12 protein-coding genes are annotated in these 11224 nt (G+C 60.5%); 8 read left to right on the forward strand and 4 right to left on the reverse strand.

What is annotated here, in order from left to right:
* The 4 genes from WBF74_RS06215 to WBF74_RS06230 form a co-directional block, all read left to right on the forward strand.
* On the forward strand, positions 1-500 hold a 500-nt coding region (locus WBF74_RS06215), incomplete at its 5' end, for an SDR family oxidoreductase (RefSeq protein ID WP_424436799.1).
* Positions 501-600: 100 nt separating this feature from the next.
* Positions 601-1455 (forward strand): SDR family oxidoreductase, encoded by an 855-nt coding sequence (locus tag WBF74_RS06220; RefSeq protein WP_424436802.1) that lies wholly within the window; start codon positions 601-603, stop codon positions 1453-1455.
* Positions 1456-1561: 106 nt separating this feature from the next.
* Positions 1562-2899, forward strand: coding sequence for an alkyl sulfatase dimerization domain-containing protein (locus WBF74_RS06225; RefSeq protein ID WP_424436805.1), 1338 nt, complete (start codon positions 1562-1564; stop codon positions 2897-2899).
* Between the two features lie 157 nt (positions 2900-3056).
* Positions 3057-5156, forward strand: a complete 2100-nt coding sequence (locus tag WBF74_RS06230; protein WP_424436808.1) for an autotransporter domain-containing protein — start codon at positions 3057-3059, stop codon at positions 5154-5156.
* A gap of 190 nt (positions 5157-5346) precedes the next feature.
* Here the strand turns inward: WBF74_RS06230 and WBF74_RS06235 are convergent, their stop codons facing one another.
* A complete protein-coding gene (locus tag WBF74_RS06235) occupies positions 5347-6672 on the reverse strand; it encodes an aspartate aminotransferase family protein (protein ID WP_424436811.1) in 1326 nt (441 codons plus the stop codon).
* A gap of 169 nt (positions 6673-6841) precedes the next feature.
* Here WBF74_RS06235 and WBF74_RS06240 point away from each other — a divergent pair, with 169 nt between their 5' ends.
* Entirely contained in the window at positions 6842-7393 is a 552-nt protein-coding gene (locus WBF74_RS06240) for a cupin domain-containing protein (RefSeq protein WP_424436832.1), read from the forward strand.
* A gap of 7 nt (positions 7394-7400) precedes the next feature.
* Here the strand turns inward: WBF74_RS06240 and WBF74_RS06245 are convergent, their stop codons facing one another.
* Genes WBF74_RS06245 through WBF74_RS06255 form a run of 3 tightly spaced genes read right to left on the reverse strand, consistent with a single transcriptional unit; the run spans position 7401 to position 9110 of the window.
* Positions 7401-7916 (reverse strand): DUF2269 family protein, encoded by a 516-nt coding sequence (locus WBF74_RS06245; RefSeq protein WP_424436814.1) that lies wholly within the window; start codon positions 7914-7916, stop codon positions 7401-7403.
* Between the two features lie 17 nt (positions 7917-7933).
* Positions 7934-8461, reverse strand: a complete 528-nt coding sequence (locus WBF74_RS06250; RefSeq protein ID WP_424436817.1) for a VOC family protein — start codon at positions 8459-8461, stop codon at positions 7934-7936.
* A 4-nt stretch (positions 8462-8465) separates the two neighbouring features.
* Positions 8466-9110, reverse strand: coding sequence for a carboxymuconolactone decarboxylase family protein (locus tag WBF74_RS06255; protein WP_424436820.1), 645 nt, complete (start codon positions 9108-9110; stop codon positions 8466-8468).
* Between the two features lie 63 nt (positions 9111-9173).
* Between WBF74_RS06255 and WBF74_RS06260 the strand changes: the two genes are divergently transcribed.
* The 3 genes from WBF74_RS06260 to WBF74_RS06270 are packed head-to-tail and all read left to right on the forward strand — an operon-like array spanning position 9174 to position 10959.
* Complete coding sequence (locus WBF74_RS06260) at positions 9174-9665, forward strand: MarR family winged helix-turn-helix transcriptional regulator (RefSeq protein WP_424436823.1); 492 nt, start codon at positions 9174-9176, stop codon at positions 9663-9665.
* Entirely contained in the window at positions 9662-10531 is an 870-nt protein-coding gene (locus tag WBF74_RS06265) for an isocitrate lyase/PEP mutase family protein (RefSeq protein ID WP_424436826.1), read from the forward strand. The genes WBF74_RS06260 and WBF74_RS06265 overlap by 4 nt, the downstream gene beginning before the upstream one ends.
* Complete coding sequence (locus WBF74_RS06270) at positions 10531-10959, forward strand: PaaI family thioesterase (RefSeq protein WP_424436829.1); 429 nt, start codon at positions 10531-10533, stop codon at positions 10957-10959. The genes WBF74_RS06265 and WBF74_RS06270 overlap by 1 nt, the downstream gene beginning before the upstream one ends.
* Positions 10960-11224 lie beyond the last annotated feature (265 nt).

Below are 11224 nucleotides of genomic sequence, written 5' to 3' on the forward strand. Positions count from 1 at the left end.
GCCTTGTCTGCAATGCGGCGGTGAACCCGTTTTTCGGCCCCTCGAAGGACCTGCCGGACGACGCCTTCGACAAGATCATGGCCGCCAATATCAAGTCGAATCACTGGCTTGCCCATATGGTCCTGCCGCAGATGGTCGAGCGGAAGGATGGCTCCATCACCATCATCTCCTCGATTGGCGGCCTGCGCGGCTCGCCCATCATCGGCGCCTATTGCGTGTCCAAGGCTGCTGACATGCAGCTTGCCCGCAACCTCGCCGTTGAATATGGCCCTCACAATATCCGCGTGAACTGCATCGCGCCGGGCCTCATCAAGACCTATTTCGCCAAGGCGCTGTGGGACAACCCGGAGATTCTGGAGCGCTCCACCGCCGGCGCGCCGCTGAAGCGCATCGGCATGCCGGATGAAATTGCGGGCGCGGCAGTCTTTCTTGCAAGCCCGGCCGGTGCCTTCATGACCGGCCAGACCATGGTGATCGATGGCGGGGCAACCGCCGCCTGACGGTCGCGCAAGACGCGCATGATTTCTGCCCTTGATCGCAAGCGGGGAGACAACCATCTGCTTTCGGGTCAAGGGCGGAACAGTTTTGGGGGAAGAGATCGTGAAATCAGTTGTTATCACAGGCGTCTCCACCGGCATCGGCAATGCGGCGGCCCGCGTGCTTGCGCAAAAGGGCTTCCGTGTCTTCGGCTCCGTCCGCAAGGAGGCTGATGCCGAGAGCCTGAAGCGCGATCTCGGTGACCGTTTCGTTCCTCTCATTTTCGATGTGACGGATGAGGCAGGCATTGCCCGGGGCGCCGCGCAGGTGCGCGAGGCACTGGCTGGCGAGACGCTTGCCGGTCTCGTCAATAATGCGGGCATCGCCGTTTCCGGCCCGCTGATCGATCTCGACCCGGATGAGTTTCGCAAGCAGATGGAAGTGAATGTGACGGGGCCGTTTCTTGTCACGCAGGCTTTCGCGCCGCTTCTCGGTGTGGACCGGGCACTGAAAGGTGCGCCGGGTCGCATCATCAATATTTCCTCCGTCGCGGGTATCCGCGCCATGCCGTTTCTGGGGCCATATGCGGCCTCTAAATTCGCGGTTGAAGGCTTCTCCGAAGCACTGCGCCGCGAACTGGTGATGTTCGGCATTGATGTGGTGGTGATTGGCCCCGGCCCGGTGAAAACCGCGATCTGGGATAAGGCCGAAGAGATCGACATTGCCCGCTATGCGAACTCACCCTACCTGCCGATCCTTGAGAAGTTCCAGAATGTCTTTGTCGCGCAGGGCCGCGAAGGCTATCCGGCAGAGCGCCTCGGCAATCTCATCCACGAGGCGCTGACCACGCCGAAGCCGAAGCTGCGCTATTCTGCGGTGAAGGGCAGGCTTGCGGAGAAGCTGGTGATGAACTTTGCCTCGAAGCGCGTGCTGGACAGGATGATCGCCAAAAGGCTCGGACTGCAGCGGCAGCGCTGAGGCCCGCACTCACCCTGCAATTCCGTCTGGCGGAATCTCGTGGAAATATCATGGTGCTTCCCTCGCGTCCGGCTAATCTCTCCCGGATCAGAAAGGGAGCACCATCATGGCCGATCTTCTCGCAACATCCGCCCGCTTCATCGACAACGACATTTATGAAGGCGCTGGCCTGATCAACCGTCCGACGACGGAATTGTCGGAAGTGGCGGATGGCATCGCGCTTGTGGAAGCCTTCTCCCATGTCGTCGCCTTTCGTACGGGCGACGGGCTTGTTCTTTTCGATACGAGCCTTGAGGCCTTTGGCGGTGGGGTGCTGAAGTCGCTCCGCAAATGGTCCGACGAGCCGGTGGCGCATATCTGCTACACGCATGGCCATGCGGACCATGTGGGCGGCACGGGTGCTTTCGTTTGCGAGGCGTGCGAGCGCAACCGCCCGCGCCCGCAGATCATCGGCCATGAGAATGTGAGCCCACGCTTTCGTCGTTACGAACTCACCAATGGCTATAATTTCACCATCAATGCGCGCCAGTTCGCGCCCGCGCAGGAACTGCGCATGGGCATGAGCGAAGGCAACAAGGATGGCACGCCTCCGCTGCCGCGCCGCTTCGGCCCGGACCCTTGGGTCAATCCTGACATCACCTTCCGCGACAGCATGGAGTTCCGTTCCGGCGATCTGCGTTTCGAACTCCGTCATGCGATCGGCGAGACGGACGATCATCTCTGGGCATGGGTGCCGGAGCACAAGGCGATCTGCTCGGGCGATTTCGTGACATGGGTTTTCCCGAATGCGGGCAATCCGCAGAAGGTGCAGCGCTTCCCGCTGGAATGGGCGCGGGCGCTGCGCGAAATGGCGGCGAAGGAGCCGGAGCTTCTGCTGCCCGCGCACGGCCTGCCCATCGCAGGCAAAGAGCGTATCGCAACCGTGCTCGACACGATTGCATCGGCGCTGGAGTTTCTCGTCTCCCGCTCGCTTGAAATGATGAATGCAGGCGCACGGCTTGATGATCTGATCCACGGCGTGAAGCTGCCGTCGCATTTCATGAACAAGCCCTACATGAAGCCCGTCTATGACGAGCCGGAATTCATCATTCACAATATCTGGCGGCTTTATGGCGGCTGGTATGACGGCAATCCGTCGCGGCTGAAGCCCGCACCCGATGCGGTTCTTGCAGCCGAAATGGCGCAGCTTGCGGGCGGCGTTGCGCGGCTCTCTGCACGGGCGGAAGAACTTGCCGCAACAGGCCGCGAGGGAGACATGCGCCTTGCCTGTCATCTCGTCGAGATGGCCGCCCTCGCCGAACCCGACAACCGCGACGTCCATATGGCCCGCGCCAATGTCTATGGCGCGCGGCGCAAGGCGGAACTCTCCCTCATGTCGAAAGGCATTTTCGGTTGGGCCGAACGTGAAAGCGCAGCGAAAGCGGGGAAGAATGAACCTGTCTGATCCGGAATGGGACGATCGGGACCGCTGCAGAAACAGGTCCGGATAAACCAATCGTTTTTGGTCGATATACGTTCAGATTCCTGTATCCGGCCTGAAAAATTTACTGCAAAACTCCGCGATGATTCGTCCGCCTCTGGCGGTCTTGTAAGGAGTTTTCATGAAACGAGTATCGCGGTCCCACCGGCTTTCACTTCTGACGGGGACCGCGCTTGCAGCGTTTCTTCCCGTTGCCGCCCACGCGCAAGCGGCCTTCACCCCCGTTGATGGTCTGGATGCAGTCGGAACCGTCGGCTACGCCATCAGCGCCGATGGCAGCACCGTTGTCGGTGCCACCTATCTCTCTGCGGTTTCCGCCTATTACTGGAACTTCACGGACGGCATGACCGGCCTTGAATCGCTTCTGTCGGGAACGCCGGGTGATTGCGCAAGCGCGGCGAATGCCGTCAATGTCGATGGCAGCGTCATCGTTGGTTATTCCATATCGAATACGGCAGACTATTCAGCCGTGCGCTGGGAAAACGGTGTCATCGAAGAGCTGGTGAATGCCTATGGCGGCGACAGCGAGGCAACGGGCGTCAGCGGCGATGGCAGTGTCATTGTCGGCATACGTGACAATGCCGGCACTAATGAAGCCTTCATCTGGACGGAAGGCACCGGCAGCATGGCCGCCCTTACCGGTGTTATCGGCGCAAGCACGGCCTACGCCGTTTCGGCGGATGGTGTCTTTGTCGGCGGTTCGAGCGATGTTGGCGGCAGGCAGACTGCCATGCGCTGGTCATCCGTCGGCGGGCTCGAAACGCTCGGCACGATCGATAATTTTGCCGGATCAAGCTATGTCTATGCGCTGAATGCGGATGGCAGCGTTGCTACGGGTTACAGCCAGTCGGCGGATGGCAACAGGGCGTTCCGCTGGGTAGATGGCGAAGGCATGGCCTCGCTCGGTGCGTTGGCACCAACCGCGCAGAGTTATGGCCAGGCAATCAGCGCCAATGGCGATGTCATCACCGGCTTCAGCCTTGATGGCGGTGTCAAAACCGCCTTCCGCTGGACGCAACCGGACGGCATGATCTCTCTCGCCTACATCCTTGCAAGCAACAATATCGACATTACCGGCTGGACGCTGGATCAGGCGCGCGGCCTCTCGGCGGATGGCACGCTGATCGTCGGAACGGGCACCTTTGGCGGTGTCGAGCAGGCCTTCATCATGACGTCAACAGTGCTGGTCTCGCCGGAAGATCTTGCCAATTCGCTTGTCCCGACCGGCACATCCGGCGCACAGGCGCAGGGCATGGTCGGCGGCTTCGTGTCCGATCTCTTCTTCACCGCCCGCAACATCCTCTCCACCTATTTCGGCGGGACGGGCATTGCAAGCGCGCCGAAGAACCGGTCTCTCTATGCCGCGAATGTGACAGACACGATGACCGATGCGCTGCCTGCTGCGGGCAGAACAAAGCCGCGCTACGCCGCCTATGCGACAGGCTCGCTCGGCTTTGGCGAGTTCGACGATTTCTCCAACGACATGTTCGGCGGCACGACCGGTGTTCTGGTCAGCCTCGACCGCAATCTTGCTGTCGGCGTCGGCCTTGTCGGTAATGAGGCAAATCAGGATACGCAGCTTGGTGGTGATGTGCGCACACGCGCACTTGGTGGATCGGTGATCGGTGCCTATGAGCCGGATTCGGGGCTTCGTCTTTATGTCTCCGCCGCGGCCGCTCGACTCGATGTCGATACGACGCGCGCCTATCTCAATGGCGCGACGGTCAACGTCTCCTCGGGCGAGACAAGCGGCATGGGTTACGCCCTTGCCGGTCGGGCAGGCTATGAGTTTCCCGTGACCGACAGCACGAAGCTGATGCCCTACGGCGAACTCGAATGGAGCCGCACCCGTCTTGATGCCTATACGGAAACGGGCGGCAGCATTCCCGCCGCCGTGGGCGAACAGACGAGCCGCCGCCTTGTCTCCCGCCTCGGCACGGAAGCGAGCATGGCGCTTTCCGAGGATACGACCGCCCGCCTGCGCGGCGCATGGGGCCACCGCCTCTCCGGTGACAATGGCTCGGTCTTTGTCACCGCACTGGGGCTTGGTCAGACGATCTCCGCCGCTCAGTCAAAAGATGACTGGGCCGAGGCGGGTGCAAGCATCTCCCACGACTTCAGCAAGACCATGACGCTTGGCGCAGCCGTGGATGGCCGCTTTGCAGGCTCGTCTGAATCGAACGCGTCCTTCACGCTCAGCCTTATCTATCGGCTGAACTGAGCCTCAACTCCTGCCCATAAAAAATGCCCTCCCGCGATAATCGCGCGGGAGGGCAAGAATGTGGGCGGGCTCGGGGAGGGGGGAGGATCGTTGCCCGCGCCATCAGAGGGAACAATCGGGAGATAGGAAGGCATCTCCGCCTTTCCAACCCGTGCCCCCTGCGGCAGGGCGTCGCGGCACGTCTCCCTGCCTAGCCGATCTTGTCGAGCGTCCGGCGGAACTTGTCGAAAGCTTCTTCCAGATGCATTTCCTCCGCGATGAGCGGTGGCGAGAAGGCAATTGTGTCGCCAGAGACGCGCACCATCATGTTCTCTTCATGGAAGGCAACGCGCATCGCGTCAAAGCCGCGTTTGCCGGGCAATCCCTCCACGGGGGCGAGATCGAAGGCCGCAACAAAGCCGATGGTGCGGATATCCTGGATCAGGCTGTGCCCCTTGAGGCTCATTGCGGCAGCGGCAATCTTCGGCTCCATCTGGCGCGACCGTTCGAACAGCCCTTCATCGCGATAGATGTCGAGCGTCGCAAGGCCCGCCGCGGCGGCAAGCGGGTGGCCTGAATAGGTGTAGCCGTGGAAGAGGTCGATCACATGGTCGGGGCCGGTCTGGAAGGCCTCATAGACATGCTTGCGCACCACGCAGCCACCCATCGGCACGGTGCCGGAGGTGATGCCCTTGGCAAAGGTGAAGATGTCCGGCGTCACGCCAAACCGCTCGGCTGCCGTTGCATAGCCAAGGCGTCCGAAGCCCGTGATGACTTCATCGAAAATCAGGAGAATGCCGTGCTTGTCGCAAATCTCGCGCAGGCGCTTCAGATAGCCGACAGGCGGGGGGAGCACGCCGGTTGAACCGGCCATCGGCTCCACGATGACGGCGGCGATGGTCGATGCGTCATGCAGATCGACAAGGCGCTGCAACTCATCCGCAAGATGCCCGCCCCATTCCGGCTGGCCGACCGTATAGGCCTGTTCGGCTCGGTTATAGGTATGTGGCAGGTGGTCGGTGCCGGCGAGCATCGGGCCGAAGAATTTACGGTTGGCCACCATGCCGCCAACCGAAATGCCGCCAAAGCCGACGCCGTGATAGCCACGCTCGCGGCCGATAAGGCGCGTGCGCGTGCCTTCGCCATTTGCACGGTGATAGGCAATCGCAATCTTGAGGGCGGTATCAGCTGCCTCAGAGCCTGAATTGCAGAAGAAGACATGGTCGAGATCGGCCGGCGCGAGCGCGGCGACGCGGCTCGCAAGTTCGAATACCTTGGGATGTGCAAACTGGAAGGAAGGCGCGAAATCGAGTTCGCCCGCCTGCGCTTGAATGGCCTTCACGATGGGCTCGCGGCAATGGCCCGCATTGGAGCACCACAGGCCCGCCGTGGCGTCCAGAACGGGCGTTCCGTCGGGCTTGTAATAATACATGTCCTTCGCGCGGGAGAGCAGGCGCGGCTCGCGCTTGAACTGGCGGTTCGGCGTAAAGGGCAGCCAGAAGGATTCAAGATCATTGGGGGTGGTTTCGGCGCTCATCTCGGAGTCTCCCGTTGAGGATTTTCCGCGATTGAAAGTCCGCTTCGCCCGGAAAGCAAGCATTGTCCTGCGTGACTCTGGGAGAGCTGTTTAATATCCTAAACGTATGACAGGCGATTTCAGGCGCGCGCACGGCTCCACAGCCGATCCCGACCTCGCTGCTACCGAGATGGAGGGGCAGGATATCGGTGCGCGGCTGCGCGAGCTGCGCCGCATGTACGGGCTGTCACAACGAGAGCTTGCCAAGCGCGCCAGCGTGACGAATGGCACCATTTCTCTCATCGAACAGAACCGCATCAGCCCGTCCATCGGCTCGTTGAAAAAGGTGCTGGGCGGCTTTCCGATCTCGCTCGCCGATTTCCTGACGCTTGATCTTCAGCCTCGCGCCAAGGTTTTCTACAAGAGCGATGAACTGCGCGAGATTGCAGGCGGCGACATCTCCTTCCGGCTGGTTGGACGCGACATGCGCGACCGCGCGATCCAGATGATGCATGAACGCTATGCGCCCGGCGCCGATACGGGCGAGGAGATGCTGTCCCATGCGGGCGAGGAATGTGGCATCGTCATATCGGGCATGTTGCAGCTCACGGTAGGCGGAGAGGTTCGCCGTCTCATGCCGGGGGATGCCTATTATTTTGATTCGCGGCTGCCCCACCGCTTCCACAATCCGGGCACGATCGACTGCATCGTCGTTTCGGCCTGCACTCCGCCAAGTTTCTGAGCGTGTCTCAGCCCGGTTTGACAATGGCAAGGTAGATCGCAGCCGGTATTGCCGTCACCACGAAGAAAGTGCTGACCCGCAGAAATTTCCAGTGAAAGGCGATGGCGGCCTCAAGCTGCTCTGTCTCGCCCTCAAGCCGCATCTGCCGTTTTGGCTTGGAAAAATGCGAGATGCGGTAATCGACAATCTCCATCGGAATGAAGATCAGCACGACAAGGGTGAGCTTGGCGGCAAGCCACCATGTCTCGGCCGGCGACCAGCCACCTGCCCATAGAAGGGCAAGGCCGGTGAGCAGCAATCCCGGAAAGGCGATGTGTTCCAGCACCACGCCCTTGTCGAACGCCTCGATCATTCGGTTGCGATGTGCAACGGCCTCCGCATCATCGGGGCGGGCCAGCGCGCGGCGGAACGCAGGGATCACATAGTTCTGATAGGCGACGGCGGTGGAGAAGGCCCATATGCCGACAAGGATCACATGCAGAAACTTGATCTGCAGATACCAGGCACCGAGCCACTCCGCCACCGCCGCCATCATTATAGTCAGGCGGCCTTTGCCTTGTGAACCTGCATGGAAGCAGGCGGCTTGGAGAAGGAAGGCTTCTCCGCGGTCAGCGCCGCAAGCGCGGTTTCGCGGTCTTCAGCGGTGAAACTTCCCGTGGTGAGACAGAACTCCACCACATTGTCATTCGGGTCTTTCGTATAGATCGAATGGCACCAGTTGTGATCGACCTCCAGCACATCAAGCCCCGCATCGAGCCATTGCTGGCGGCGCTGCTCAAGCTCGGCACGGTCCTTCACATCAAAGGAAATGTGGTTGATATGGTCAGGCACACCGGCTGCCTTCGACAGATTGGTTTCAAAACCATCCGTTCCCGGAATATCGTGCATTTCCCAGAAGGCGATGAATTTTGAATCATCTTCCATCCGGTAGAAGAAGTGTTTTGCCCAGCCGCCTTCCGGCGCGGGGCCGATCTCGACCTTCACAAGCTGAAAGCCGAGAATGCCTTCATAGAAATTATGGATCGCCTGCATGTCGCGTGCGGCAAGCGCCAGATGATGATAGCCCATCTCTCTATTCCTTCCCCTGCTCGTCAACCATGCTCATGACATCGTTGGAACTGTTGTCGGGTGCTGCGATTTCCACCACGCGCTCATCCACATCATCATATTCAAGCCGAAGCGCCCGCGACATGGTGGCGTGCATTTCATAGGTTGTGGTGATGTAGGTGAATTCGAGGATTTCTTCGTCCGAGAGATATTTCTTCATCTCGTCAAAAATTGCCTCGGGCACGCGCCCACCCTGCAGCACAAGGCAATCCGTATAGGCAAGAAGCGCGCGCTCGATGGGGCTGTAGCAATTCGCAATCGGCCAATGCGGAATGGCCTGGATCTGCTCTTCCGTGAGGCCGACATCGCGCGAGGCTTTGCAATGCTGCGAGAAGACGAATTGCGAACCGCGCGCGAAACCGGCGCGGATCTGCCCAAGCTCGCGCAGTTTCGGGTCCAGCTTGCGGTTCTTGCTGCGATAGAATTGGAATCCTTCTGTCGTGTGGCGGAAGGCATCCGGCACCAGCGCGAAAACGGTCCACCAGTTACCCGGCGTGCCGGTGGCCGTGCCCGGCTCCTTTACAGGGTCGCGATCCCCGAACAGCACCTTGTAGAGTTGCTGCGCGAAAGGGTCCGCGTCCGCCTTCGATACCTGCCTCAGTCTCGGCATGCCAATCCTCCCATTTTCCCCTCCCATTTGCATGATAGGGAAAAATGTAAGAAAAACTGACAAATGACACAAGCGAAACACGACACCATGTCCCGCACCCCCGGCCTGCTCATGGCGCAGCTTCTCAATCGTTTCATCTGGTTTGATGGTGCGCTGCAAAAGAGTCTTGATGCGCGGGGTCATGGCGGGGTGAGGCGGCTTGAATCCATGTGCATGGTCTATGTCCATGCAGGGGTGCGCCGCCCGATCGAGCTTGCGCGGCTGCTGGGTGTGACGCGGCAATCGGTCAATACGGCGCTGCGCGAGCTGGAAGCGAAGGGGCTTGTCTATCTGGAGCGTGATCCGGAGGATGCGCGCTGCAAGCTGGTGCACTTTGCGCCGGAAGGCGCGCCGATGCGCCGCGAAGCGCTCGACATTGTAACGACGCTGGAGGGCGTACTGGCCGAACGGCTCGGTGCCCGCGCGGTGGATGAACTTGCCCGCATATTGGGCGCGGATTGGGGTGAAGCGCCGGTTGCGAAGCCCGCGAAGCAGGAAAGAAAGAAACGCGCATGACAACCTTTGATGACCTTCTCGCCAGCCCCGGCATCATCGTCGCGCCCGGCGCTTATGATGCGCTCTCGGCAAGGCTTGCGGTGCAGGCAGGCGCATCCGTGGTTTACATGACGGGTTTTGGCGTGTCGGGCGCGGGCTTCGGCCTGCCGGATATCGGCCTTGTGAGCGCGGCGGAAATGGCAGAGCGCGTGCGCGTCATCGCGGCGTCTGCTGCGCCCGTGCCTCTCATTGCAGATGGCGATAATGGCCATGGCGGCCCGCTCAATGCGGCGCGCCTCACCCGCGCCTATGAACAGGCGGGTGCTGCCTGCATCCAGATCGAAGATCAGGTCTTTCCGAAACGCTGCGGCCATATGGAAGGCAAGGAAGTCATCGCGCTTGAGGAAGCGGCCGCGAAAATCCGCGCGGCTGCTGAAGCCCGAACGAGTGCTGCTTTCAAGATCATGGCGCGCACCGATGCGCGGGCAACGCATGATCTCGATGAAGCGCTGCGCCGGGGTGAGGCTTTCCTGCGCGCGGGCGCCGACATTCTTTTCATCGAAGCACCGCGCGATGAAGCGGAAATGCGGAAAGTGGCAGACACATTCAAGGGCGTGCCGCTTGTCGCCAATATTGTCGAGGATGGCAAGACGCCCTATCTCGGCGCGAAGGCGCTGGAAGAACTTGGCTTCAAGATCGCGCTGTTTCCGGTATCGGCTTTGCTGGCTGTGACCGAGCGGCTTCAAGTCGTCTATGACACGTTGATGAAGGGCGAGGGCTTGTCCGCGAGCGAGCCGCGCGTCACCTTCCAGCGCTATAATGAACTGATCGGCCTTGGCGACATGCTCGCCGATGCAGCGGCAATAAGCGAAAAGACGGAGAGATAATGCCAAGCTGGGGAAATATCCTGAAGCGCATCGAGGCGGGCGAGATGGAAAAGGCGCCGCCCCATGTGACTGCGCTCAATCTCTATGCCGGAAAGCTGACCGTGCTGGAGCCGGGCCGCATCCGCTACGACTGGCCGGTCGATCCCGCCTATATGAACCCCGTTGCGGTCTTTGGCGGCTATCTCGCAACGCTTGCCGACCAGACCTGCTCCTTCGCGCTGATGACGCTGCTGAAGGATGATCAGAACTTCACGACCTCGGATTTGCAGATGCATTTCTTCCGCCCCGTAACGAGCGGGATCCTCGCATGCGAAGGGCATGTGGTGAATGTGTCAAAGACGCAAGCCTATGTGGAAGCAACCTTCACTAACGCTGAAGGCAAACTCGCACTGAAGGCGCGGGCGGTGGAGCGGATTATTCCGGCTTGATGGTTTTGTTGCACGTCATGGCCCGGCTTGTCCGGGCCATCCACGACTTTCTTATCTTGTCAGAAATTCAGCGTCTCACAGAGGTCATCCCACCCGGGATTGACCGCATGGATGAGCCGCACTTTCCACGCGCGTGGCCATTTCTTGATACGCGTTTCCCGCGCTATCGCGCTTTCGATTTCTTCGTGCCGCTCCATGAAAACCAATCGCTTCAACCCAGAGCGTTTGGCGAAGCCCTCATATGTTCCGCTGCGGTGTTCAGAAG

It is taken from the genome of Parvibaculum sp. (assembly GCF_049672805.1).
In the GTDB taxonomy this organism is placed as follows: Bacteria; Pseudomonadota; Alphaproteobacteria; order Parvibaculales; family Parvibaculaceae; genus Parvibaculum.

Excerpts from the sequence above, each read along its gene's own strand:
- WBF74_RS06250 (WP_424436817.1), bottom strand. The coding sequence starts at position 8,461 with ATGGGCTATCATCATCTGGCGCTTGCCGCACGCGACATGCAGGCGATC.
- WBF74_RS06230 (WP_424436808.1), top strand. The coding sequence starts at position 3,057 with ATGAAACGAGTATCGCGGTCCCACCGGCTTTCACTTCTGACGGGGACC.
- WBF74_RS06235 (WP_424436811.1), bottom strand. The coding sequence starts at position 6,672 with ATGAGCGCCGAAACCACCCCCAATGATCTTGAATCCTTCTGGCTGCCC.
- WBF74_RS06260 (WP_424436823.1), top strand. The coding sequence starts at position 9,174 with ATGACACAAGCGAAACACGACACCATGTCCCGCACCCCCGGCCTGCTC.
- WBF74_RS06225 (WP_424436805.1), top strand. The coding sequence starts at position 1,562 with ATGGCCGATCTTCTCGCAACATCCGCCCGCTTCATCGACAACGACATT.
- WBF74_RS06255 (WP_424436820.1), bottom strand. The coding sequence starts at position 9,110 with ATGCCGAGACTGAGGCAGGTATCGAAGGCGGACGCGGACCCTTTCGCG.
- WBF74_RS06265 (WP_424436826.1), top strand. The coding sequence starts at position 9,662 with ATGACAACCTTTGATGACCTTCTCGCCAGCCCCGGCATCATCGTCGCG.
- WBF74_RS06270 (WP_424436829.1), top strand. The coding sequence starts at position 10,531 with ATGCCAAGCTGGGGAAATATCCTGAAGCGCATCGAGGCGGGCGAGATG.
- WBF74_RS06240 (WP_424436832.1), top strand. The coding sequence starts at position 6,842 with ATGGAGGGGCAGGATATCGGTGCGCGGCTGCGCGAGCTGCGCCGCATG.